The 24,769-nt window shown below is 58.2% G+C and carries 24 protein-coding genes; 7 read left to right on the forward strand and 17 right to left on the reverse strand.

Annotated features, from left to right (window positions below):
* The 5 genes from gyrA to ROO76_01950 all read right to left on the reverse strand — a co-directional run.
* The coding region (gene gyrA / locus ROO76_01930) for a DNA gyrase subunit A (GenBank protein MDT8066903.1) at window positions 1-1,823 on the reverse strand (1,823 nt) is incomplete at its 3' end.
* A 224-nt stretch (window positions 1,824-2,047) separates the two neighbouring features.
* Window positions 2,048-2,806, reverse strand: coding sequence for a hypothetical protein (locus ROO76_01935; protein ID MDT8066904.1), 759 nt, complete (start codon window positions 2,804-2,806; stop codon window positions 2,048-2,050).
* A gap of 84 nt (window positions 2,807-2,890) precedes the next feature.
* Complete coding sequence (locus tag ROO76_01940) at window positions 2,891-4,066, reverse strand: hypothetical protein (protein ID MDT8066905.1); 1,176 nt, start codon at window positions 4,064-4,066, stop codon at window positions 2,891-2,893.
* Window positions 4,067-4,180: 114 nt separating this feature from the next.
* On the reverse strand, window positions 4,181-5,776 hold the full coding sequence (locus ROO76_01945) for a DUF4139 domain-containing protein (protein MDT8066906.1): 1,596 nt from the start codon (window positions 5,774-5,776) through the stop codon (window positions 4,181-4,183).
* A 70-nt stretch (window positions 5,777-5,846) separates the two neighbouring features.
* Window positions 5,847-5,978, reverse strand: coding sequence for a hypothetical protein (locus ROO76_01950; GenBank protein MDT8066907.1), 132 nt, complete (start codon window positions 5,976-5,978; stop codon window positions 5,847-5,849).
* Here ROO76_01950 and ROO76_01955 point away from each other — a divergent pair.
* Window positions 5,977-7,119 carry a serpin family protein gene (locus ROO76_01955; protein MDT8066908.1) on the forward strand — a complete coding sequence of 381 codons (1,143 nt, stop codon included), beginning with the start codon at window positions 5,977-5,979 and terminating at the stop codon, window positions 7,117-7,119. The two genes, ROO76_01950 and ROO76_01955, sit on opposite strands and share 2 nt — an antisense overlap.
* Window positions 7,120-7,219: 100 nt before the next feature.
* On the opposite strand, the gene ROO76_01960 is transcribed toward ROO76_01955, so the two are convergent.
* From ROO76_01960 to ROO76_01990, 7 genes are read right to left on the reverse strand one after another with little or no spacing between them, the layout of a single operon-like run.
* The gene (locus ROO76_01960) at window positions 7,220-8,041 is read right to left on the reverse strand and encodes a DUF3108 domain-containing protein (GenBank protein MDT8066909.1); all 822 of its coding nucleotides are present in this window, start codon (window positions 8,039-8,041) and stop codon (window positions 7,220-7,222) included.
* Window positions 8,042-8,056: 15 nt separating this feature from the next.
* Window positions 8,057-8,611, reverse strand: coding sequence for an isoprenylcysteine carboxylmethyltransferase family protein (locus ROO76_01965; GenBank protein ID MDT8066910.1), 555 nt, complete (start codon window positions 8,609-8,611; stop codon window positions 8,057-8,059).
* Complete coding sequence (locus ROO76_01970; protein ID MDT8066911.1) at window positions 8,604-9,674, reverse strand: glycosyltransferase family 9 protein; 1,071 nt, start codon at window positions 9,672-9,674, stop codon at window positions 8,604-8,606. The genes ROO76_01965 and ROO76_01970 overlap by 8 nt, the downstream gene beginning before the upstream one ends.
* A 22-nt stretch (window positions 9,675-9,696) precedes the next feature.
* Window positions 9,697-10,167 (reverse strand): adenylyltransferase/cytidyltransferase family protein, encoded by a 471-nt coding sequence (locus ROO76_01975; GenBank protein MDT8066912.1) that lies wholly within the window; start codon window positions 10,165-10,167, stop codon window positions 9,697-9,699.
* A gap of 21 nt (window positions 10,168-10,188) precedes the next feature.
* Entirely contained in the window at window positions 10,189-11,211 is a 1,023-nt protein-coding gene (locus ROO76_01980; GenBank protein MDT8066913.1) for a PfkB family carbohydrate kinase, read from the reverse strand.
* Between the two features lie 39 nt (window positions 11,212-11,250).
* Window positions 11,251-12,204, reverse strand: a complete 954-nt coding sequence (lpxK, locus tag ROO76_01985) for a tetraacyldisaccharide 4'-kinase (protein MDT8066914.1) — start codon at window positions 12,202-12,204, stop codon at window positions 11,251-11,253.
* A gap of 5 nt (window positions 12,205-12,209) precedes the next feature.
* Window positions 12,210-13,484: a 3-deoxy-D-manno-octulosonic acid transferase gene (locus ROO76_01990; GenBank protein ID MDT8066915.1), complete on the reverse strand. Its 1,275-nt coding sequence runs from the start codon at window positions 13,482-13,484 to the stop codon at window positions 12,210-12,212.
* 160 nt (window positions 13,485-13,644) lie between these two features.
* Here ROO76_01990 and ROO76_01995 point away from each other — a divergent pair, with 160 nt between their 5' ends.
* Together ROO76_01995 and gatB are read left to right on the forward strand one after the other, a co-directional pair.
* Complete coding sequence (locus tag ROO76_01995) at window positions 13,645-14,295, forward strand: hypothetical protein (protein ID MDT8066916.1); 651 nt, start codon at window positions 13,645-13,647, stop codon at window positions 14,293-14,295.
* Between the two features lie 131 nt (window positions 14,296-14,426).
* Window positions 14,427-15,899, forward strand: a complete 1,473-nt coding sequence (gene gatB / locus ROO76_02000; GenBank protein MDT8066917.1) for an Asp-tRNA(Asn)/Glu-tRNA(Gln) amidotransferase subunit GatB — start codon at window positions 14,427-14,429, stop codon at window positions 15,897-15,899.
* A 69-nt stretch (window positions 15,900-15,968) separates the two neighbouring features.
* On the opposite strand, the gene ROO76_02005 is transcribed toward gatB, so the two are convergent.
* Window positions 15,969-17,294, reverse strand: coding sequence for a hypothetical protein (locus ROO76_02005; protein ID MDT8066918.1), 1,326 nt, complete (start codon window positions 17,292-17,294; stop codon window positions 15,969-15,971).
* Window positions 17,295-17,307: 13 nt separating this feature from the next.
* Here ROO76_02005 and bcp point away from each other — a divergent pair, with 13 nt between their 5' ends.
* The 4 genes from bcp (at window position 17,308) to ROO76_02025 (ending at window position 20,780) form a co-directional block, all read left to right on the forward strand.
* Window positions 17,308-17,769 carry a thioredoxin-dependent thiol peroxidase gene (gene bcp, locus ROO76_02010; protein ID MDT8066919.1) on the forward strand — a complete coding sequence of 154 codons (462 nt, stop codon included), beginning with the start codon at window positions 17,308-17,310 and terminating at the stop codon, window positions 17,767-17,769.
* Window positions 17,770-17,845: 76 nt separating this feature from the next.
* On the forward strand, window positions 17,846-18,511 hold the full coding sequence (locus ROO76_02015) for a DNA-3-methyladenine glycosylase (protein ID MDT8066920.1): 666 nt from the start codon (window positions 17,846-17,848) through the stop codon (window positions 18,509-18,511).
* A 76-nt stretch (window positions 18,512-18,587) separates the two neighbouring features.
* Entirely contained in the window at window positions 18,588-19,799 is a 1,212-nt protein-coding gene (locus tag ROO76_02020) for a glycine C-acetyltransferase (GenBank protein MDT8066921.1), read from the forward strand.
* A 723-nt stretch (window positions 19,800-20,522) separates the two neighbouring features.
* Window positions 20,523-20,780 (forward strand): hypothetical protein, encoded by a 258-nt coding sequence (locus ROO76_02025; protein MDT8066922.1) that lies wholly within the window; start codon window positions 20,523-20,525, stop codon window positions 20,778-20,780.
* A gap of 334 nt (window positions 20,781-21,114) precedes the next feature.
* Here ROO76_02025 and ROO76_02030 read toward each other — a convergent pair whose 3' ends face one another.
* The 4 genes from ROO76_02030 to efp all read right to left on the reverse strand — a co-directional run bounded on the left by ROO76_02030 (window position 21,115) and on the right by efp (window position 24,511).
* Window positions 21,115-22,821, reverse strand: coding sequence for a SpoIIE family protein phosphatase (locus tag ROO76_02030; protein MDT8066923.1), 1,707 nt, complete (start codon window positions 22,819-22,821; stop codon window positions 21,115-21,117).
* A 240-nt stretch (window positions 22,822-23,061) separates the two neighbouring features.
* Window positions 23,062-23,604 (reverse strand): adenine phosphoribosyltransferase, encoded by a 543-nt coding sequence (locus tag ROO76_02035; GenBank protein MDT8066924.1) that lies wholly within the window; start codon window positions 23,602-23,604, stop codon window positions 23,062-23,064.
* Window positions 23,605-23,607: 3 nt separating this feature from the next.
* Complete coding sequence (locus ROO76_02040) at window positions 23,608-23,895, reverse strand: acylphosphatase (protein MDT8066925.1); 288 nt, start codon at window positions 23,893-23,895, stop codon at window positions 23,608-23,610.
* A 55-nt stretch (window positions 23,896-23,950) separates the two neighbouring features.
* Complete coding sequence (efp, locus tag ROO76_02045; GenBank protein ID MDT8066926.1) at window positions 23,951-24,511, reverse strand: elongation factor P; 561 nt, start codon at window positions 24,509-24,511, stop codon at window positions 23,951-23,953.
* Between the last annotated feature and the right edge of the window lie 258 nt (window positions 24,512-24,769).

Below are 24,769 nucleotides of genomic sequence, written 5' to 3' on the forward strand. Positions count from 1 at the left end.
GGCACCTCGTACACCTTGAGCCAGTAGACACGCCCGGTGTTCGTGAAGATCAGGATGTAGGCGTGCGTCGACGCGACGAAGAGATGCGAGACGAAATCCTCTTCGCGCGTCTTCATCCCCGTGCGTCCTGCGCCTCCGCGACGCTGCTGGCGATAGGTCGTAACTGCCGTGCGCTTCAGGTATCCCTGGTGGCTGACAGTGACCGCAACCTGCTCGTCGGCGATCAGGTCCTCGAGATGAATTTCTTTCGCTTCGTCCTGGATGATCGTTCGGCGCTCGTCGCCGAAGTCCTCCTTGATCTGCTGCAGCTCTTTCGTGATAACGCCGCGCAGCTTCTTGTCGGAACCGAGGATCGACTCGTACTCGGTGATGCGCTCGCGGATTTCGCCTAGTTCCTTCATGATTTCGTCGATCGAGAGACGCGTCAAACGGTGTAACTGCAGTTCGAGAATCGCGTCGGCCTGCTTCGAGGTAAACGGCTTCTCGGGATCGACCTTCGGTGCCTTCCCTGTCACGTTGATCGTGATCTTCTTGCCGCCGAAGTACGCGACCAGGTTGTCGCGAGCCTCGCCGCGGTTGTTGCTGGCGCGGATGATGGTAATCACCGCATCAAGATGATCGAGCGCCGTGACATACCCTTCCAAGACGTGCTCGCGTTCGCGCGCCTTGGCGAGCAGGAAGGCGGTGCGGCGGCGGACGACGTCGATGCGGTGATCGATGAAGTGCTGGATCGCCTGCACCAGCCCCATCTCCTTGGGTTGGCCATTCACGACCGCCAGGAAGATCATCGAGAAGCTTTCCTGCATCGAGGTGTGCTTGTAGAGTTGGTTGAGCACGATCTGCGCTTCGGCGCCACGCTTCAGTTCGATGACGATTCGCATTCCCTCGCGGTCGCTCTCGTCGCGAATGTCGCCGATATCATCGATGGTCTTGTCGTTCACCAGGTCGGCGATCCGCTCGATCAGCCGTGCCTTGTTCACCTGGTAAGGAATTTCGGTGACGACGATGGCGTCTTTTTCCTTGTTGATGTGCTCGATGGCTGCCTTGGCGCGCATGATGAAGCGTCCGCGCCCGGTGCGGTAGGCGTTCAGAATCCCGCTGCGCCCGTTGATGTACGCGCCGGTTGGGAAGTCCGGTCCCTGTACGACCGTCATCATCTCTTCGAGCGTGGTCGAAGGCTTGTTCACCAGCATGATGCAGGCCTCGACGATCTCACTCATGTTGTGCGGCGGGATGTTCGTCGCCATGCCGACAGCAATACCGTTGGAACCGTTCACCAGCAGGTTTGGGAATTTCGTCGGGAGCACCGATGGCTCAACCGTGGTGTCATCGAAGTTCGCTGCCCAGTCGACAGTTTCCTTGTCGATATCCGCAAGCATCTCTTCGGCGAGCGCGGTCATGCGCGCTTCGGTGTATCGATACGCCGCTGGAGGATCGCCGTCGACGGAGCCGAAGTTACCCTGGCCATCGACCAGTGGATAGCGCAGCGAGAAATTCTGTGCGAGACGCACCAGCGCGTCGTATACAGCGCTATCTCCGTGCGGGTGATATTTCTTCAAACACTCGCCGACGACACCGGCGCACTTCATGTGCTTGCGGTTGTGCAGCAAACCCATGTCATGCATCGCGTAAAGAATGCGGCGATGGACGGGCTTCAGCCCGTCACGAACGTCGGGAAGCGCGCGGCCGATGATGACCGACATCGAGTAGTCGAGATACGATCGCCGCATCTCCTCTTCAATGTTGATGGGCTGCACATTCGCTGCGCCCGGACCGCCGCCGTCACCGCCAAGAGGAAGTTGTGGGTTCTGTTCGTCTGCCATAGAAGTCAGTTCTAAGTTCCTGGTTCTTCTTTCTTCCCAAACGCTCAGTCACGCCGTGGGTGCCCCACCCTGAGCCCGCAGTACTGTGGGAGAGTTACTTTTCCACGTGTAAATGCTTGCATTTACAGGAATTTAGCCGCCAGAAGAGCCACTCAAATTATAACACGCGAGGGGACACGCAATTCGGGCCGGGATGGTGGGCTAACTGTTGTATTTCTGGGTGCTTACGAGGCGTTCGGTACACGGAACTCGATCCCGCGGTCGTCATTCGCCCTTTCGGTTGCCGGCAGGTCCAAATCGGCCAGTGAAATCTTCCGATGATCGCCAGAGAACAGGTACAACGTCGAGCCCATGATCGCGTAGTTCGATACTTCCATCTGCCGCCCATCTTTGAAAATGAGTATGGTCCGAGGTTCTTCTTCCGCACCGGCGGCACTGGACTGTGACGGCTGTTCCGGTTCCGCGGCAGGAGCTTGAGGCGCGGGTGGTTGTTCGGTCTTCCGCACGTAAACGTGTCCCTCGTTGTCGATCACCTCATTCGATTCAATGTATGGCCGGTACTGTGGGTATTCCACATAGCCTTCATTCGCGGGCGGCTGCTGCTGCGTATTGAACGTGCCTGCACCCGGCAACGAAGAGCTGCCCTGAACGTAGGTGTCGTCGTAGCCGTATGAAAACGGATCGTAGTAGTAGGCCGGGTAATACGGATACGAATAAAACCCGTTCTGGAAGTGATGTTCCCGGTGCTCACGGTGCTCGCGCTGCGGGTTGTACATCCGCGGTGCCGCAAACGAGCCGAACCGTTGCGTACCTCGCGGCGCGCTATCGCCGTAGCGCATGTTGTTGGGCGTCAGGATAGAAGCCGCAGGATAACCAAGGTGTGTGCCGTTCGTGATCGAAGGGGACACGCCTCTCTGCGCCAGCATCGGCACTGCCAGCGCCAGACCAGCAACCACCGCAAACGTGCGCAGAAGGGTTTTCATACGTAAATGATAACCCCATTTCGGCACTGAAGTTGTAAAGCCGTGAATCGTGAATGCTGCATCGTGGATCGTCAATCCACGCTTCTACCTTGCGCTGCGGCTCATCTCTGCGAGGCTCATCAATCCAATTACCGCCTGCGTAAGCAGCACTCCCATTACCACGCCCAGGGCCAAACCCAGCTTGGGATGCTCCAGCACGTCCGTAAGAACTCCCGCCGAAAACAGCATAATGAACGTAAGCGCGACGAAGTAGAACCCATATCCCACTACCCCGGGCATGACGAATCCCAACAGGAGCGCCGCAATCAGCACCAGCAAAGGCGCCGTATTCCCGAAGAAGCGCGTGCGGGGCCAAACAACATAAACGAGTAGCGCAAGCGCTCCCAGCAGTGTTGCCGCCGGAGCCTGGTGCAGGTAGAAGAAGCCGGCCACCCTGTAGACGAACGGCGTAACCATCGCCTGCGCCGAAGCATGGAACCAGTCTGCCCTCATTAACCCATGCCAGTACTGCGGAAGTCGAAACAGGTACGCTGCCGTGAGAAACATAAACCCGACCACAATGCCGGCGAAGAAGATCGCCAGCGCCGCTCCACGCCGTTCCGGTACAGCCCACAGCATGAAAGCCAGACCCAGTACCAGCAGCACCGCCGCCGAGAACAATCCTCCTACCATCAGGTAAACGCAGAACCCCAGCAAAAGAATCCGCCGCCAGTTCCAGAGGATCACCTCACGCGGAGCGTACAACGTGTGCGCCACTGCAATCGCCGTAAAAATCGCACCGAATGTTCCCCACGCTGTGATGACATCCGGGTTCGCGAAAGAGATATGCGACACCACCGCCGGATTGAACGCATACAGCCCCAGCGCAATGTAACCACCGGTATTCCCATACAGCCGTCGCGCCACGTACCACAACGACGCCCCAAGCAGCAGCCCGCAGATAACGAATGGAAATCGAATGATCCATCGGTGCGCATCAAGATAGAACTGGTTGGAAGTGTTCGAGAACACCTGCGGATACACGACCCGCAACGGAACCGCCGCCATCAGGGAAGTGAGCGGCGACCGGATCGTATCGAAGCTCACCGCGCTGTGCGACAGGTAGTCCAGTCCGCCGCCCACGTACGCGGCCTCCACCTCGGTCAGCGGCACCATCGAGATGAACCACGCGCACTGCCCCACCAGCGCAAGCAACAGAAGCACCGCAATGGCCTGCGGCGTCCCAAATTGCTCGCGCTTGATCTTGATGAAGAAGGACATGAAATAACTAGACTAAATGATCGGACAGCAGAACAGAAGATCGGGCCGACCGAACCTCACATTCCGACGTGCAGTTCTTCGGTTCACCCGATCCTCAGTTCTTCGGTTGCAGTCTTACCACCAATAGTGCACCGTATAGGTCACGACCTTCTCTCCGTCCGGCGGCACCTGCACCCGAAACTCGATATTCCGGCTGTCAAGTTTCCGGTACTGGTCCGACTGCGCCGTGAGCTTCCAGTTGTTCCACCGATAAAGGTGTTCGAGCACGCGCACCGTAACGGTTTCTTTCTTGTGGTTACGAACCTTGATCTGGTAGGTCTCATCGAGCCATCGCTGTCCGCTGTCGACATGGAAATCCGTCCGCTTGCGCTCGCCCGTGATGTCGAACGCGTTCCCGGTATAAACGCGGATCGTCTCGTCCTTCGGCGTATGGTCGATCGTGTTCTCGCCCGTAAACTCGAGATGACCATCGCTGTCGCGGCGATAGAAGCGCAACCGTCCCTTCGGCAGCGGAATCCCCAGGTGATTCGCCTCGGAGTTCACGAACTCCTGCATCACCGCGACCTTCGGGTTCGACTGCGTGCCGTAGTTGGGATCGTTTCCAACCTGCCAGTAGTAGCCGTACTGCGTGTCGCGCGAGCCGTCATACAGATAAAACCGTGTCGACTTCACGCCCGTCGCAGCGACGAACTCCACCTGCTTCGTCTCCTGGTCATGCAACGTCGTCGGCCGCGCGAGTGAATAGAGATGAAACTCGTCGAAGGATTTTTCAGTTACAGGTGCAGCCATCGCAACATCGGCAGTCTTCATTTCGGCGACAATCCCTCCGACGACGCCGCGCGTTGGCTGGATCTTATTCACGTCTCCCGCCATAAGCTTGATGCGTGCATTGTCAAAAACCGTTCCCGAATGATTCTGGATCGTCACCCATCCGACCAGGTCGATGGTGTCGCCCTTCTCCGGCGCCACCAGGTTGTAGTCGGCCTCCCAGCTCAGCCCGCCCGTTACGTAGCTGAGCTCGGCATCGAGTTTTCCGGGCTTGTCCGTCTGCACCAGCCAGTTCATCGAGGGCTTCAGCACCGTGTCGCCAATTAGCGACGGAAACATCGGCTGTCCCGGCAGACTGAACTGGAGCTGTCCATCGACCTCGATGATCGGCGTCGAACTCGCTTGCACGTAAGCATCGCTGTAGCCGGTCATCCGCGGAACATATCCTGCCCGAATCACCTTGCCCTTCACGTACTCCTGGTCGCCGCCGCGGCCGGTCTTGAACGTGATCGTCTGGCCCTTGTAGAGCGACAGCAGCAGTTCCTGCGTAACCGGGTCGTTGCGATAGTTCTGCTCCCAGATCTGCACCTGCCTCGTGGCAAGCGGGTCACGCAGCATGACCGAATCCGGCTCGACGTGCGCGGTGATCCCACCGAACCGAACCGCATTTACGCCCGGCCCCAGATCGAGCGGAAGCATCTCGCGCACGACCGCAAAGTTCGCGTTATAGATGGTGATCGCCGGCGGCTCGCTTGGCCTCACGTTCTGCACCTGTGATCCAGAACCCGTATCATCCTGAGCGGAGCGCGACGGAGTCGCGCGGAGTCGAAGAGCCTGCCCCAACCCCGCCGAGGGGACCTCTTGTTTCTCCTGCGCTTTCACCGGCAACTGCAACATCCTAAGCACCGAAAGAATCAGCAACAGCCCAATTCGTTTGCTCATGAATTTCTCCAGACCTCATGAGCTTTGACACTGGTACCAGCGGAAGTGTTTCGAAGATCAGCACTCGAAATCAAAAATAAATAGTGTGCAAGAAATGAAGGCTTAAGCGTTCAAAGGCGTTTTCTAACCCCCCTTCCTTGTTTTTGTTGCGCAAATTTTCTGCACTGATATAGTTCGGTTCGCAGCCTTCGGAGGTGCGCATGAAGACTTCCTCTGGAGCAGTCGCCACTCACCCCACCTCTTACTCATTTGCCCTCACTACTTTTCAAAAATTGTTGGAAAAGACACCTGCGACTGAGAATCTCTGTTACTCACCATTCGGTATTCAACTCGTACTTTCTCTTATGCAAGATCTCTTACCGGCGGAGGCACGCGAGTCTTTCCTGAAAGTCTTCGAATACGGTTGGGATTCACCCGCTGAAAATATGCGCGCTCTGCACAGAATTCGACGCGTCTACGCAGACGAGCCAGCTATCAAAGTTTTGAATTCTTTGTGGTTGCGAGATCCCCAGCAATTCACCTCGTCAGCGAGGGAAAAATTCATAGAGGAATACGGTTGCGAACTTTTCAATGGTGATTTCGGGCCGTCGACCGTCCGCGAACTGAATGGCTGGGTTGAACGAAACACCGCCGGGCGCATTTCTGGGATCGTTAGTGATTTGTCGTTGGATCTGTTGCTCGCACTGAACGTCATCTACTTCTGTGGCAGATGGCTGAAGCCCTTCGAGGAATCGCTCACGGAAATACAGTGGTTCACGTTGGCTGATGGATCCAAGGTGCAGCATCCGCGAATGCAAATGGACCGGGGCTTCGCCTATCACGAGGATTCGGAATGCCAGGCCGTGAGCCTCAACTACGGCGGCAGTCCCCTCGGGCAATCCCGATTCGCGATGGTAGTCGTCTTACCAAAAGGCAGCGACTTGCCTGCGGTCTTAAGAGACCCAAGCGGACGAACATTGCGAGAGGATTTCGTACCTCGCCCAGGCCACTTGGAATGGCCGCGATTCACGTTCAAATGCGACCCGCGGCTCACTTTCGAGATGCTCGGCCTTCCAAGTTCACTCCGGATCGACCGGGCCAGCGTAACTGCTACGCTCAGAGATGAAGTCCCCGTCAGTATGAAGCAGCGAGTGTGGATTCGAGTTGACGAAGTCGGGACGGAGGCCGCAGCAGTCACCGGGGTCATGGTCATGAGCGCAGTAGGGAACTACAAGCCTCCCAAACCCTTCCGCATGATCGTTGATCGACCCTTCTACTTCTTGATCATGGATAACTTCACCCGGGTGGTTGTCTTCATGGGGCGGGTTGCAAATCCTGCATCCCCATCTTGGGGAGAACACTGAGAAGGAGCACCGAACCAGACTGGAGCCGGAATCGAGCTGCGGGATGCGCAGTAATGGAGGACTTATGACGAGCGATGCTCCCCATGATGTTCCCTCGCTGTTACTGTTTATCGATTCTCGCCAGCTTGAACGTCAGCATTCCCCAGAACAAATGAGCCCGCATTTGGACCGGGATGTGGTTTGCGTCGTCGGTGTACCAGACCCAGACCTTTCCCTTGCTTTTGAGGACTCCTGACTCGGCTTCCGGTTGGACCCGGACCGTGTGGAAGGTGCCGGCATCGGTCTTGATGTCTTCGCGGGCCTCGACGTGAGCCTTCACATCGACGGTCTTACCGCCGTCGTTCAGCGGGAAGGTGTAGGAACGCCCCGGTTCCAGGGGCAGAGAAGCAACGTAGAATATCCCGGAGATAACGTCAGTAACGCAGCCGGGAGTGTCCTGCTCGACGTGCTTGGTTTCATTGTTACGAAGATTCTTTTCGTCGAGGATCGCTTTCCTGCGCACCTGGTCGAAGCGGATGTTGGTGTCGCGCTTGTGCAGGCCTTCTTCCGAATGCTTGTAGATGTGCGTCGAGCAGAAACTGTTGCGGTCCAGGTAGGCCTCGAAGCGGTCCGCAACTTTGTAAAGAAGCGATACGAAACCGGTGGAGTCAGCGGTCGCGGAGACCTTTTGCTCGGAGCCAGCCGGATCAATGCGCAAGGTTGCAACCCCGGCATCCCAGATTCGCCATTCCACCGTGTAATGCAAAACCTGGCCATTGGGGAAGTGATAGTTGGCGGGCGCGGGCCGAATGTATGACTGCGGGCCGATCGTATCCTGGGGCGCACTCGGGGGCTTCGCCGGCTGCGTCCGCGAGGGAGCTTGTGCCGTGGTTAGGCACACGACCAGCAGCAGGAACAGGGGGATCAGTGCAATTCGCTGCATGTCTCTACTACGAGACTACCAGACCAGCTTGATTATGAGCGCACAAACCATCACGACTGTACCAATCAGGGCATTGTATTCACGGTGCTGAATGTATAGCTGGCGGGAAAAAGAGCCCGGCTCACGCGAGGCCGATGTCAGGCGGGGCACCAGACGGGGCACTCGCGCCATGTAATCATCAAAATCGGCGAACTTGCCGCGCAGGAATTCTTCTTCCGCGCGAATGACCGGCAGATAGATCGCCAGGAAGAGCACAACCAGGCCGATCCCGATCCAGATGCTGCGTGCAGCGACCGCGAAGCCGATTGCGATGATGATCGACCCGAGGTAAAGCGGATTGCGAGTATACCCGTAAGGCCCTGTCGTCGTGAGTTCTTCGTTTTTGCGGACGTGACCTGAAGCAAGCGCGCGAATCAGGACTCCGAAGAGAGAAATGCCCACCCCCAGCGAGATGCTCCACCAGGCCGGACGAGCGAGCCAGATATAAAGCCCCGCAAAGACGAAGCCCAGCGGCACCCGGATTCTTCGGGCGATCCGCCTCCACGTCCATCGCTTTGCGGTCTCAGCCAATCGTTACTCCCAGGAGTTGCGCGGCTGCGCCGACGACCTCGCCCACGGTGACGGACTGCAGGCCGGGGTCAGGCGCGGCTACATGACTATAGCTTGTGACGGAGCGGTCGCTGCGAAGGATCACCGAGCGCGTCCCGTAGGGGCCGTTGCGCGCCGGGTCGGTGGGTCCGAACAGCGCGACCACTGGGACTTTCAACGCCGCCGCAAGGTGCAGTGGGCCAGTGTCGCCGCCGATGAAGAGCCCGGCTCGCCTCGTAAGAGCAATGAGCTGCGGGATGGTCGCGAACACCGCACGCGCGGCGCCCTCGCTGAGCTTCGCAACCGAATTTGCGAGATCCTCTTCGCCTGGGCCGTAATTCACGATTGACATCGTTCCAATGCGCTGGAGCACACGCGCAACCTCGGCGTAGCGTTCCGCAGGCCAGCACTTGGCGCCCCAACCCGAGCCCGGGTTCAGAATCGCAAACTTGCTGACAGCGAGTTCCTTCAGACTTTCTTCGCACCATCGCTCCCCTTCTGGGGATCGCGGCAGATCGAATTCGCCCGCGGTGAGCGCTTGGCGAACAGCCGCCGAACAGAGTTCCAGGTTCTGATCTATGACATGCGGGGTGTGCGTATCGACTTTGGTCGAGTAGACCAGCGTGGCGAGTTGCTCTCGTGGATGGGAGAACCCGTAAATCGATCGCGCATGGCTGAACTTTGCGACGAGTGCACTCTTGCCCGCTCCTTGAAGGTCTATCGCCAGCTCGAATTTCTCCGCGCGTATGCAGCCGATTACGGTTCTGATGTCCTGCATGGTGGACGCATGCAGCGGATGCTTCCGCCACATGTGAGTGTCCACCACGTGAATGGAGTTGACCAGGTGGCGTTCTCCGCAGGTTGCAAGTCCGTCATCAGCGGATTTCAGCAGCTCAACCCAGCGCCGTTCAATAGCCCATCCAAGATGTGCCTCCGGCAACGCCCGCCGCAGTGCCGAAACCGCGGGCATCGCGTGCAACACGTCGCCCATTGCCCCAAGGCGGACGATGAGAATGCTTCCCGTAGTGGATGCGGACGGTGACATTATCGGCGCAAAGTGAAGTTGTTCACGGGTTGTTCTCGCTCCGCATCTGTCCGAGAAATACGGTTGTCGAGTGATTCTTCGGGTCGCCTACGATCGCGACGCGTCCGCCGTAAGCCATCACTTCGTCCCGCTCCGGCACCGACTCAAGGGTGTAATCCGTTCCCTTGGCTTGCACGTCCGGGTGAATCTCGCGAATGATCGCCCGCACATCGGGCTCGGGAAAGATCACGACGGCATCGACGTCCGCGAGAGCAGCCAGTATCTCTGCACGCTCCTGTTCATTCATCAACGGACGCCCTTCACCTTTGAGTTGTCGAACGCTGGCATCGGAATTCAACGCAATCACGACCTTGCCGCCGAGTTGCTTGGCGGCGTGTAGGTATCGGATGTGTCCCACGTGCAGCAGGTCGAAGCAACCGTTCGTGAGAATCACCTTATCGCCGGCGGTGCGCCAGTCTTCGACACGATGTCGAAGTTCCTCGCGCGAGACGATTTTGCCGGAGTGGTCGCTCACTCAAAGCTCCGCATGCTCGATGGCGTGAATGAGTTCCTGCGCAGAAACGGTCGCGGTGCCACGCTTCATCACGACGACGCCTCCAGCAAAGTTCGCCAGACGTGCGGCAGATTCGGTGTCGGCTCCGGCAGCAAGTGCGGCTGTAAAGGTTGCGATCACCGTATCGCCCGCACCCGTTACATCCGCGACTTCGTCGGTTCCATGGATCGGGATCTCGATCGGCTTGTGCTTCTTCTGAAAAGCCACCATGCCGTCGCTGCCGCGCGTTATGACGAGCGACTCCAACTTCATCTGCTTCATCAGTTCCGCGCCAGCCGAGAAGAGCTTTTCCTGGTCGTTGCCAATCTTCACTCTGAGCGCTGCTTCCACTTCAGGCTCATTCGGCGTGGCCGCCGTAACGCCTGTGTATTCCAGCATCCGGAAGCGCGAATCCAGCGTGATGGGCATACCGTCAAGCGAACCGTTCGAGCGGATAAACGTAAGCAGCCGTGGTGTCGCCGAACCATAGCCGTAGTCGGAGAGGAGGAAGCCATCGCTGGCGCGGGCGTACTCCCGCGCCGACGAAATCAATTCCAGCAGTGCCGGGTGATTCTCATGCAGAGGCTCGGGCTCACGGTCGACGCGTACGACCTGCTGGCGCGCGGAGTGATTCTGTCCCGCGAGAATTCGCGTCTTAGTCGTCGTCGTGAATGTCTTCAGCTTCAGCACACCGCTGGTCGCGATCTTTTTCGCTTTGAAGGCCTGCATCAGAAGCCGGCCGGGTTCATCGTCCCCGATGATGCCGACTGGCAGAACATTGACGCCGAGATCGGCAAGATTCATCACGGCATTGGCGCCGCCGCCGGGAACGACCTTGCGTTCGCGATGGCGGAGAATCAGTACCGGGGCTTCACGCGACACTCGCGTGATCTCGCCATAGACAAATTCGTCGGCGACCAGATCGGCGAGCACCGTTATGGTGACGTTAGGAAACGACTGCACGATCTTGCGCAGGTGTTCGGATCCTTTGGAGAGCTGTTTCATGCTTAAGGGCCAGTACAAATGACTGGAAGGTGGATTTTCTCACGAGGGACGGCTTCGGCGCGCCTCAATTGTCGAAAGCAGATGGTCAAGGCAGGCCTTAGCGTTCAGCAGTTCCATTTCCAGGATTGGGATTGCGATAGGGTCCAGGCGCTTCACCATGTCACCAAGATTCATCAGGTCCTTCTGGGTGGTCATGAAGCCGTCGGCACGGTTGCGGTCAGCAATCTTCCGCAGCTTGTCGATTTCTCCCAGTGAATAGCGATGGTGGTCCGGGAAAGCGACCATGGCGCAGGGCTTGATCCCACGCGTTTCCAGATCCTTGAAGAATCGCTGCGGCCTTGCCAGACCGCAAAACGCAAGCGGCCGGGTTGGCGCCTTTGGTGGCACTCGCATGGTGCGAATCACGCGCCAGATCGGTTTACCAAATGCGGAGAACCGTTCGCTCGACTGGTTCGACGGAATGACCAGGACATCCGACCGTTCGAGTGCGGAAACTGGTTCCCTCAAATGACCGGAAGGTAGCAGTCGGTCGTCAAGGTCCTCTTCATTCACCAGCACGATATCGAATTGGCGGGCAAGTTGCCGGTGCTGGAAGCCGTCGTCAAGCAGGTGCATCCCCGACATGAAGCGACGCTCGGCACGTACACCCGCCTGGTATCGATTGCTGCCGACGATCACCGGAACCGCCAGCCGCTTTGCGATCAACAAAGGTTCGTCACCGAACTCTGTGGCGCTGCCATTGGGATCGACAATCTTGATACCCGTGGATTCCCGACGGTAGCCGCGTGACAGCACGTCGAATGGAATAGAACGCTGGTTCAGCAGACTCCCGAGCAGAATGGTAAACGGCGTTTTACCGGATCCTCCGACGCTGATGTTGCCGATGCTCACAACCGGCGACTCGAGGCGTTTGGCCTCGCGCCTACCCTCGTCAAAACGCCGGTTGCGGGCATTGACGGCGGAGCCGTAGATGGCGGAAAACAGCTTCATCATCGCGATTATTGTATAAGGGCGCGAAGCGCCTCCAGAGTACGTTCGGTCGCGCCCATTTGCTCCTCAACCACCTTCCGGGCACGCTGCCCGAGGCCGCGCCGACCTTCATCGTTTCGCAAGAGTTCTAGCAATACGTCGGCCAGATCCTCCGGTTGAGCTACGCGTACGGCATCGGCCTGCCGAAAAATACCAACGATGTCGCGAAAATTCTCGGTATGCGGGCCCACAACGGTTGCGACTCCCCAATGCGCGGGTTCGAGGATGTTGTGGCCGCCACGGGGCACTAGGCTACCCCCTACAAAGGCGACATCCGCGAGTGCATAGACCGACGCGAGTTCGCCGAGACTGTCGAGAAGAAGGACGGAGCCGGCAAGGGGTGAATTCCCATTCATCGCCGAACGAGCGACGAATGGGACGCTGGAGCGCGACAGGTGTTCATTCACGGCTGAAAATCGCTCCTTATGACGCGGTGCGAGAATCAGCAGCGCCTGCGGGTACTGGCCGCGAATCTTCTCGAACGCCGCAAGGATCGGCTCTTCCTCTCCTTCGACCGTGCTCCCCGCGACGATAACCGGACCTGCTCCGCACTCGGAGATTGCGCTGCCGAGTTCGGTAACCACAGGAGTTTCTTCCGGCGGCTTCACATCGAATTTCAGATTGCCGCTCACGTGCACGCGCTGTGCAGCAGCGCTGATTTCACGCAGGCGCCGCGCGTCTTCCTCGCTCTGTGCGAGAAAGAGATCGACATAGCTCAGGACTCGGGAGAGAAGCCCACGCCAGCGACGATACCTCGGGAACGAACGGTCCGAAATTCGCGCATTCACGACGGCGACGCGCGCACCAGAGCCGCTCACAACGCGCAGGAAATTCGGCCAGAACTCGGTTTCGGCAACAACGATAAGAGCAGGGCGCAGCGCCTTGACGTACGGGCGGATGCAGAAAGCGAAATCCAGCGGAAAATAGAAGACGTTCTCGGCCCCGAAGCGATCGCGCGCCACTTTCTGGCCGGTGTACGTCGTGGTGGAGATCACGATCCGATAATCCGGCATCGCCCGCCTCAGCGCCGCCACGAGCCCGCTGATCGCCAGGACCTCCCCGACCGAGACGGCGTGAATCCATACCGCCGGCCGCGGGTCACCAGTCCGAATTCTCTCCGGCACGCGCCCAAAGCGCTCGGCCAGCCCCGCCCGATACTTCCCGAGTCGCAACATCTGAACGACCCAATACGGGGACGTCAAGACCAGGCCGACCGCCAGCAGCGCGCTGTAGAGAATGAACACTGGGAGCCATTCTATTGGTCTCAAGTTCTCGCGTCACCGCTAATGTCCGAAAAGCGCCCAGCCGAGGCGGCTGGGCCTCCCTCAACCATCCAGCAGGAATTCTGCATCCAACCGTGCAGAGGCGGTTGTTCTCCGCGCTGTCACAACCGATAATTCCTATATGCATCGTCGCATTGTGCTGTCGATTGCCCTAGTCCTCGTTTGCTCCGCCCTACTGTGGGCGAAGAAAGAGTTCCAGATGCCGCGCGCGGAAGACGCCAAGACGTATCCGGCGCACGATCAGCATCCCAAAGAGAAGGTCACAATCGCTGCCGATCCCTACGACATGCCGGACAAGGCCTCGATCTTCACAATCAAGTATGCCGAGCACGACTTCCTGCCGGTTTACGTGATCATTACCAATGACGGCGACCAGCCGATAACGCTGACGAATATGGAAGCCACGTTGAAGTACCGCGACCGCAGCAAAGTGGCGCCTGCAACTGAGGACAACATCCTCGGCCGCATCACTCATATCAAGAATCGTGGCGGCGAGTTGCCGCGCAGCTACCCGATCCCACTTCCCAAGAAATCCAAGGGCGGCATTCCCAAGGGCGCACTCGACGAACTCGACCAGGCAATGTTCAAAGTGAAGGCCGTGGAACCGCACGCAACCCGAGCCGGATTCATGTTCTTTGATTACAGCGGACTCTCGAATCCTGTCGCCGGGGCAACACTCTACATCACCGGCGTGGACGACAACCACGGGAACGAGTTGATGTACTTCGAAATCCCGCTGGAAAAGTATCTCTCGGCCCAGCCGTCGCACTAATCGCGATTCACCGAGAGCACAGAGCTTTTGGGGTCAAAACCTACACCCTGAAACTTGGGTTTTATAATCCTGAAACTCTGTGCCTCGGCGTCTCTGTGTCTCTGCGGTGGATCCCCCCGTATAATTGCAACATGCCGACCGCCTCCGCGATCACACCTAAGACAACAAAATACGAACCGGTGATCGGCCTTGAGGTCCATGTACAGCTCCTGACGCGGAGCAAGATTTTCTGCTCGTGCTCGACCGCTTTTGGCGCCCCGCCAAACTCCAATGTCTGCCCGGTGTGCCTTGGACTGCCTGGGGCGTTGCCGGTGCTGAACCGGCAGGCTGTCGAATTCGCCGTGCTTGCGGCAAAAGCGCTCAACTGCCGCGTTAATGAAACTTCGATTTTCGCGCGGAAGAACTATTTCTATCCCGACCTGCCGAAGGGCTACCAGATTTCGCAGTACGACAAGCCCCTTGCCGAATACGGCTGGATCGATGTCGAGACGGCCGCAGGACGCAAGCGGATCGGCATTACCCGTCTGCACATGGAAGAGGACGCCGGCAAGAGCCTTCATGACGGAGTTGCGGACAGCTCGGAGAAGACATCCATCGACTTGAACCGCTCCGGCGTGCCGCTGATCGAGATTGTCAGCGAACCCGACATTTCCTCGCCCGACGAGGCCTACGAGTACCTCACCCGTTTGAAGGAGATCATCCTCTACACCGGCGTAAGCGACTGCAACATGGAAGAAGGCTCTCTGCGCTGCGACGCCAACGTCTCGATCCGTCCAAAGGGCCAGAAGGAATTCGGCACCAAGGCGGAAGTGAAGAACGTGAACTCGTTCCGCTTCATCCGGCAGGCACTGGAGTACGAGATCGAGCGCCAGGCGGAAGTGCTCGATGCGGGCGGCAAAATAGCACAGGAAACTCGGCTCTATAACCCCCCCGAGGGGAAGACCTTCCCCATGCGCAGCAAGGAGCGCGCACACGATTACCGTTACTTCCCCGAGCCCGACCTCCTCCCGCTCATCGTAAACGCCAAGTGGCAGGCCGAGATCGAAGCCAGGATGCCCGAACTGCCCGACGCACTACGCCGGCGCCTCGTCGAGCAATATGGGGTCACCGAAGACGATGCGCAGACGCTCTCGGTAAGCCAGGCTCGCGCCGCATGGTTTGAAGAGGCAGCGAAGAAGGCGAAGAATCCGAAGCGCGTAGCGAATCTCATCCTTACAGAATTGCTTGGCCGCCTGCGCGGGCGGAATCTCGAATTGGAACAGTCGCCGATCAGCATCGACGGCGTGGTGATGTCGGCCGATCTCGCCGAGGCCGGAACCATCAGTAGCAAGATGCTGAAGGACCTCTACGACAAGTCTTTCGAGCGCGGCGAAGACTTCCCGGCCGTCTACAAAAAAGAAAACCCGCAGCAGATTTCCGACACTGCCGAACTGGAGCGCATCATCGACGAGGTCATAGCCGGGAACCCCAAGCAGCTCGAGCAGTATCGCGGCGGCAAGACAACCGTCATCGCCTATTTTGTCGGACAGGTAATGAAGGCGTCGAAGGGAAAAGCCAACCCAACGCTGGTCAACGAGCTGCTGCCAAAGAAACTACAGGGCTGAACCGCGGATTTTCGCGGATAACCCCCCCGAAGAAAGACACGAAGTTTTACCTTCGTGGTTAATCCTTTTCTAGTTTCCTGATCCGCCCTCGAACACCTTCGTCATCTGGAACGGTGTCATCTGGTAGAGCACATAGCTGGCACCGGAATCGGTCGTCTTTCGGAAGAGCAGTTCGGCGCGATTGTCGCCGTTTGCGTCCACCGCGTCGATCAGATCGAGGCGTGGCGTCAGGTCGAGGTGCAGCGAATCCGTAGGCAATGCCATAAGCTGGTTGAGTTGGTCCTGCGAATTCAGGCGCGCCACCACGGTCACGTAAAACGTCGACAGTTGTGCCCGGGGAAGTGCTTCCTGCGCGACTTTCTTGTTTCTCGATAACTGCGGAGCCTCCACCGTCGGCTCGACACGGCCCGTGAAGATCATGTACGGGGCATTGCTGTAATCGAGATCGAACGCCTTGATGTGCGTCTCGGCGAATTTTGCATTTGTGGGAAGTGGCGTGTTGGCCTGCGTCTGCGCATACTTACGCAGCGCATCCATACCCATCCTGGTCAATTGAGCTGCCCATTTCTGCTTCTCAGAAGGCGCCATATCGTAGTCGTAGGGACGGTTGTTCATCGCCGCTGCATCGGAGATGGCGACCAGGTACTTCGCTCCCTTTTCGCCGCGCTTTGGCGCGACGAGCGCCACCGGTTCATCGTTTTGCACCGGTTGTTTTCTTACCAGGATCGGCCGGTCGGGATCATTCTCCGAGGGGTCAATGTGGCTTTTTTCGCCGGTAGCCTCGGTTATCTGTTCTTGCGGCTTGGCTCCCTCTTTCGGCTTGCGAAGAATCGGGCGATCCGTATCGTTGTCAGGCTTGAAACCGCCGTTGTCGCTGGCCTCAGTCCTGGCGCCGCTCTTCTTATCATCCGGGCTCTTACCGTCGGCGCCCGGCGCCCTCTTCAGAATCGGCCGGCCGTCATCCTTGTCTCCGGCCTTGGTCTCGGCCTTTTTGGAGCTGTCATCCGATGTGCTATTCGGCTTCCAGTCTCCGATGCCCCACCAGACGGCACCGTCGGGAATCTGCTGCGCGGTATGCACAATGAACTTACCCACCGGCATGCCATCGGAGAGAGCGATGTATTCCGTCTGGTCATAGAGCGACATGGGAACGGGCTTGGCGTAATAGAAGCGCGCGTCGTAATACTGGCCGTCGTGGTAAATGCTGACGGGAAAGAGCCGTGTGGTCCCGTTCGGGAGTTGCTCGACGACGCCCAAAGCGCGCAGCGAAGTCTTCTTATCGATGGAACTCGAGGCGTACTGGGCGTGGCTCGGTACCGCGAGGGTGAGTTCCGCCAAAAATATTACGGCGAGGAAATTCCGTATCCACATGCGCCGTTTAAAGCCAACTCGCATTAGAATCTTCCGCATGAAAGTTAAAGACAAAGCCCCTGAATTCAGTCTACCGGATGAGAATGGGAACACGGTGGAATTGAAGCAGTTTCGCGGCAAACCCGTCGTCCTGTTCTTCTACCCAAAAGCCAATACACCCGGTTGAACGATAGAAGCGTGCGGGTTCCGCGACGCATACAGCAAACTCACTCGGGCGGGTGTAACCGTGCTCGGCATTTCCGCCGACACCCCCTCGGCCCAGAAGAAGTTCAAAGAGAAGTACGAGCTGCCCTACACACTCCTTGCCGATAAGGATAAAACAGTTGCCAAACAGTTTGATGTGATCAAAGAGAAGAACATGTATGGCAAAAAGGTGATGGGCATCGCGAGAACGACGTTTTTGATCGGCCCAGACGGCAAAATCGTCCACATTTTCGAGAACGTCAAACCCGATGGCCACGCCGAAGAGGTGCTGGCGGAGATCAAAGCCTCAAAGTAGCAGACTGTATTTCAGTAGCCCCGGCCTCCCCCGGCCGGGGATCCTCGCCGCAACGGTCGCAATTCAGGAACTCTCGATGCATAAACATACTCCGAATGGCGCTCCCGACTCTGCGCTCAAACGGGCTCGCCCGTTGCTACCAAGGTTCTTCGATCGTGATCCGCGGAAGGTTGCGCAAGAACTGCTGGGAAAGCTGCTGATCCGTAACGAAAACGGTCACCTGCTGGCCGGACGCGTTGTAGAGACGGAGGCCTACATGGGCGTGACCGACGCGGCCGCCCACAGCGCTGCCGGGCTCACGAAGCGCAATGCCGTTCTCTTTGGCCCGCCGGGACACGCTTACGTCTATTTCATCTACGGCAATCATTATTGCCTGAACGTGAGCTGCATGCCCGAAGGCGATGCCGGTTGCGTGCTCTTCCGGGCTATGGAACCGGTCGCCGGCTTACCTCGCATGGCGCGTTACCGCAATCTCGAACTCCCTCCCGAGCCTCGCGTCACGCAGCTTCGTGTGCTTACGTCAGGTCCCGGACGAATGGCCGAGGCTCTGGATATTACCCGTGATCGCGACAATGGCAAGGACCTCACCGATCCCTCGCGTTCGGACCTCTGGCTCGCCGACGACAGCTTCCGCCCCGAGAGCGTGACTATCACTCCTCGGATCGGCATCACAAAAGCCATCGACGAACCGTTGCGCTTCGTCATCTCTGGCAATCCGTTTGTCAGCGGAAGACGCGTGTAGGCGCGCCTCTTTGTGGCGAGTGCGGCTCCGGTATTAAACTAGCTGGTTTGCATTTCGCAGCCGAAGAGGTTTGTGCATGACCACGAGTACTCGAACCGATCCACTCGCATTTCTCACCGACGAACTGAATGCTCTGAAGAAGAAGGGAACCTACTTCCGGCTGCGCGTCCTCGAAGACGAGCAAGCGTCGGTCTGCACCTTCGACGGCAAAAATGTAATTAACCTCGCCTCGAATAACTACCTCGGTCTGACCACCCACCCGAAGCTTCGCGAGGCGGCGCTGGAAGCGACAAAGAAGTACGGAGTCGGCTCGGGCGCGGTGCGCACCATTGCCGGAACCATGTCGATCCACATGGAACTCGAAGAGAAGATCGCGCGCTTCAAGAACGTTGAGGCCTGCGTGGTCTTCCAGTCAGGCTTTACGGCAAACGCGGGAACGGTCTCAGCGATCCTCGGCAAAGATGATTTCATCATCAGCGACGAGCTGAACCATGCCTCGATCATCGACGGCTGCCGCCTGTCGCGCGCCAAGATCCTCGTCTTCCGTCACAAGGACCTGGCGCATGCCGAGGAGCAGTTGGCGAGCGTGAAGGATCAACCCGGCAAAAAGTTGCTGATCACCGACGGCGTTTTCTCCATGGACGGCGACATTGGGCCGCTGCCCGGCTTGTGCGATCTGGCCGAGAAATACGGCGCGATCATGATGATCGACGACGCGCACTCTTCCGGCGTTCTGGGCCGGCAGGGGCGCGGGACCGTCGATCACTTTGGGCAGCACGGGCGCGTCGACATCCAGGTCGGCACGCTGTCGAAGGCGATCGGCGCGCTCGGCGGATACGTCTGCGGGACACGCGATCTGATCGAGTTCCTCTACCATCGCGGGCGGCCGTTCCTGTTCTCGACCTCGCATCCGCCGTCGGTCGCGGCGACCTGTATCGCGGCCTTCGATGTTCTCCAGACAGAGCCGCAGTGGATGGAGCAGCTCTGGGACAATACGAAGTACTTCAAGAAAGAACTCGGTCTGCTCGGATTCAACATCGGCGGGGTGAATACGCCGGCGAGCGAGACGCCGATCACGCCAATCATCATCGGCGACGGCAAGACGACGATGGAGTTCTCTCGCGAGCTCTTCAAGAACGGCGTACTTGGAACCGGCATCGCGTTTCCGACGGTTCCGGAGGGCAAAGCCCGCATCCGCACCATCATGACCGCGACGCATACGCGCGAGCAGCTCGACCAGGCGCTGCAGGTACTGGAGAAGGTCGGGAAGAACATGGGGATTATCTAAGAAGCCTGAAGGAACTTGATCAGGCCTAGACTCCTGATCCACCCCCCATTTTCGTGATTCCTGTTTTCAGAGACTTACGGAAATTCTCCGTGTAGATCTATGAAAACACTCGGGTTAAATCTGAAAATACCCCGGTTACTGGTTAGTACCAAATTGGGGTACCCTACCCCTACCCCCCCGCCCCTCGAAACTTCAGAATCAGCAAGTTAGGTCACAGAATTGAACCAAATGCTCTGGAATCAGTGGATTAGGGGGAAATAATAGATTCCGAAGGGGTTGGCGTGGGAAGACGCCGCCGTTTCGACCGAATTGACGATTGTCCCATTGACGATCGAAAAGCATTGATTCGAGGCGTCCGCGGTCTTGGCGCTCGCAGACGGCGAAATTTCCAAAGAGCTAATGACGACGGCACCCACAGAGGGCGCCGTTGTTGGACTGATCCATGGTCAGGATAGAGGGTGCTGCGGGGCGGTGTCTGTGATGTGAAGGGGAAAAAATCGGGTGGTTCCGAAATGGGAATGGAGTTCGTTGTTCGTTCTCAGTTCTTCGTTCGTTGTGAGAGTTGGAATAGGAGAACGGGTCAAAGGCCGTGAGTTGATCAATTGAGGCTTGTGCCTGAACAAAGAAACTACCCGCCCTAGCGAAGCTAGGACGGGGCACCCTCGGGGTTTTGAAGGAAGGGGTTCATCCGCGCATTTATACTGAGCTTCGGAGAACGAAGCATTGTTTGCCCGCAAAATTCGCGTCGAATACGAAGACGCCGGCCAGCGCCACCCCGCGCCCATTAAGTGGCTGGACAGTTTTGCCATGCGCAGTTTCACCAACGACCAGGTGTTTGACGACACTTTGCCGGTCAGTGATGGAGTGATTGAGATCGGGACGCGGGTGCCACTGGAATTGCTGCGCGAGCGGATGGAAGACTGGTTTCGGCGGAAGAGCTATCTGGCGAAAGAAGCGAAGTTGGTTGTAGAAGAAGGCTGACTCATCCGAGGGCACGAAAACACTGCCTCTGTCGTCGCTGAAGCGACTCTGCCGCAATCCAGGGCGGTCGTTCCCCGCACTGACGTGCGGGGCTACTTTCTAAAACCGCATTCTCGCACAGGCTCTCACGTGCGACCGTAATTTCTCCGAGCAGGTTCTCACACGGACTCTGACGTGCGGGGCTACTTTCTAAAACCGCATTCTCGCACAGGCTCTCACGTGCGACCGTAATTTCTCCGAGCAGGTTCTCACACGGACTCTGACGTGCGGGGCTACTTTCTAGAACCGCTGATTCCAGCCTAGGACCGCTGATCCAGCGTTTTCCTGGATTTCCCTAGCTCGTAGCCTGCTGTGGTTCCCCGGAACTCGTAGCCTGCTGTAATTCCCCGGATGCCGTGACTTTGATCAGCATGAGGACTTTGTCGTCCTGGTGGGGACCACCGCGGGAGAAGGCCGTCACCTCGTCGAGGACGGCGTCGACAATCTGCTGCGCAGATTTGGCGCGATGCAGCGCAACGCATTTTGCGAGGCCCTCGATCCCGAACTCTTCTTCTTTTGTGTTACAGGCCTCGGTGATGCCGTCGGTACAGCAGACGAGAATATCTCCAGGCTCAAGCGGTGTGGAGCCGCGCTGGTATTGACTGTCCGGGAACAGGCCGACGACGGTGCCGCCGGTCGAGAGTTCTTGGTGCGAGCCGTCCTTGCCGCGCACGACGATCGGCGGGCAGTGCCCAGCGTTGATGTAATGAAGGCCATTGCGGCGCGTGTCGATCAGTCCAAGGAAGCAGCTCAGGAATTTTTCGCTCTTGGTGTCGTTGTAGATCATTTCGTTGAGCGAGAGCATGAGCACTTCGAGGGAGTGCAGGTGCATGGCGAGCGCGCGCAGCGTCGCCTGCAAATTCGACATTACCAGTGCCGAACCGACGCCTTTTCCTTCCACGTCGGCGACGACTGCAAGCAGAGTCTGCGGGCCAAGATTCAGGAAGTCGTAGTAATCGCCGCCGCATTCGAAGCAAGGCTCGTTTAAGACAGCGATGTCGTATCCCTGCAGTACCGGCGGATGCTCGGGCAACAGCGAGCGCTGAATCTGGCGGGCAACGGCGAGGTCGCGTTCCATGCGCTGCTTCTCGAGGGCCTCGCGATGCAGGCGCGCGTTCTCCAGAGCCATTGCCATGTGGCCACTGAGCTTGTTGAGGAACTCCTCGTCCTTCTTCGTGAATTTGCCGTCGACGGTCTGATTCAACAATTGCAACACGCCGACGATCTCGCCCGACTTGTGGCGGATTGGCAGGCAGAGCAACGACTTGGTTCGGTAACCGAATTTCTGGTCAAAGCTGGGATCGAAGAACGGAAGCTCATACGCGTCGGCCACGTTCAGCATCTCGCCAGTTTCGGCGACATGGCCGGCGACACCGCGCCCGAAAGGAACGCGGATCTCCTGGCTTTCGAGACCTTGCGCGACGATGGACCACAATTCTTTCTTCTGCTTGTCGACGAGGAATACGGTGCCGCGGTCGGCCTTCACCTCGGTGCGGGCGATGCGCAGGATGAGTTCCAGCAACTCGGCGAGATCGAGCGTCGAATTCAGCAGTCGCGTGGCTTCGAAGAGAAGCGACAGCTGTTGGATCTGGCGCTGGCTTTCTTCGGTTGAGAGTGCGCGGCTTACGGCGAATCCCGCGATTTCGGAATACGCGTGCCACCAGGAGATGACTTCATCAGCGGTTGGACCGTCGCTGTAATTCGCGATTACCCCGACCAGCTTCTTTCCGGCATTTAGCGGGAACACGGAAACGTGGGTTAGTTGCGCCTGGGTGAGTTCGATGTCTGTAGCGCTGAGCGGCACGTTATGCTCTTCACGGCGAGCCTGCGCGACGCGCCCGAGAACTCCGGCGCCGATTGAAACGTAATCTTTGCGATGGCTGGCTTCCGCACCCGCCGAGTGCGTCAGGTATCCCGAGCCCTTGCCGGATTCATCCCACAGCCAAAGCTCCGAACGCACCGCCTCGAAGTCCTTCCAGAGGAGCGCGGGGACCTGCGACAAAATTTCTTCGTGAGAGGTTTGAGTGCCAAGACAGGTCAACGCATTCGCGAAAGCGCCGATGTAGTCCTGGGGTTTTCCTTTGACAGCTCCTGAGGCTTCCACACGTAACCTTTCGCGGGGAATTGGTCGAAACAGTTTAGTGCGACAGTTCCGGCTTAGGCAATGGAACGATAACCATGAAGGACACTAATGAACACGAAGGCATCTTCTCTTTGTGTCCCTTGGCGGCCCTGGTGGTGGCTATTTGTCGTAATGCAGGAGTGAGTACACGTCGTAATTGCCGAGCTTCTCGCGCCCCTTCAGGAAGTCGAGTTCGATGGCAAATCCAAGCCCGCAGATTTCGCCGCCGAGGGAGCTTGCCAGTTCCGCCGTCGCTTTCGCGGTTCCGCCGGTGGCGAGCAGGTCGTCGACGATGATGATGCGTTGGCCGGGGGCAATCGCGTCCTTATGGATTTCCAGCGTGTCGGAGCCGTACTCGAGTTCGTAGGTCCAGCGAACGGTTTCGGCCGGCAGCTTTTTGGGTTTCCGCACCGGCACAAAGCCAGCGTTGAGCCGATAGGCGAGCGCCGGACCGAAGATGAATCCGCGCGCTTCGATTCCGATCACAAGATCGATGTCCTTGTTGATGTAGTACTCCGTCAGCGAATCGATCAGGGTCGCAAAACCCAGCTTGTCCTTAAGTAGCGTGGTGATGTCGTAGAAGAGAATGCCGGGCTTGGGAAAGTCGGGGACTTCGCGAACGAGTTTTTTCAGGGAATCACAGGTGGTTTTTGGCTGGTGCATTCGTCACCAAGCTCCTTCGATACGGAATGTACCGCTGTCCTTCAGGGGCGCTGCTTCTTCCACTTCCACGTTGTCGACCCGCGAGGCGCGCGGCCCTGCCTTGAGCTTGTCATACAAGGCGTTCAGCTGCTGGTTTGAGCCCGCGGCCAGAACTTCGACGCTGCCGTCAGCACGATTACGCACCCAACCGCCGAGGCCAAGGGCCCGGGCTTCGCGCTCGACATACCAGCGGAAGCCGACGCCCTGAACGCGGCCGGTCACGACGTAGCGACGAGTTTGCGTAGCAGCCATTGAACTCTCAACAGAACCCCGGCCGACGTGGCCGGGGCTACTGAAACATCATGCGCTATGCGCGACTCAGGTAGGCGCCTTCGCTCGTATCAACCTTGATGCGGTCGCCCTCGTTGATAAACGGCGGCACCTGGACGACCAGGCCGGTTTCGGTCTTGGCCGGTTTTGTAACGCTGGAGGCGGTCGCTGATTTCAAGCCAGGCTCGGTCTCAATCACCGTCAAGTCCACGGTTTGCGGCAGCTCAATTCCCACGGGCTTTCCGTCGAAGAACTCGACAGTGATCTGCAGGTTGGCGGTGAGGTACTCTACCGCGTCGCCGAGTGTGTCGCGCTTAAGATTAGTCTGCTCGTAGGTGCCGGTATCCATGAAGTAGTAGTCGTCGCCGTCGTTGTAGAGGAATTCCATCTTCACTTCGTCAACGGTAATCTTCTCGATGCCGTCAGCCGAACGGAAACGGTGTTCGAACATTGCGCCGGTACGCAGGTTACGCAGCTTGGCCTGGATAAAGGCACGGAGGTTTCCCGGGGTACGGTGTTCGACGCTGAACACTGAGTGCAGATCATTGTTGTGCTTGATGATCATGCCGGGACGCAGTTGGGTGGCCGGGATCGCCATGGGATACAAAGGCTCCTATCGTAGATTTCGCGTTTGTTTGCTCATATCCGCCGAAGTAACCTGCATCCGCTCACGCGGCGGATGTAGGGCAACAAGTCGACGGAGCGGCTCTCAAGGCGGCGCGCTCGCGCCCGGAAGAATTCCCGTTGAGGAACGCCCTTCGCGGATTCCGATTACAGAACTGCCGCGCGCTGGAGAGACGAACACTTGATTGTACAGGCTGGGCATGAGGTTTGGAAACCGGCGACGGGGCAGAGT

The sequence above is a fragment of the Terriglobia bacterium genome (assembly GCA_032252755.1).
In the GTDB taxonomy this organism is placed as follows: domain Bacteria; phylum Acidobacteriota; class Terriglobia; order Terriglobales; family Acidobacteriaceae; genus JAVUPY01.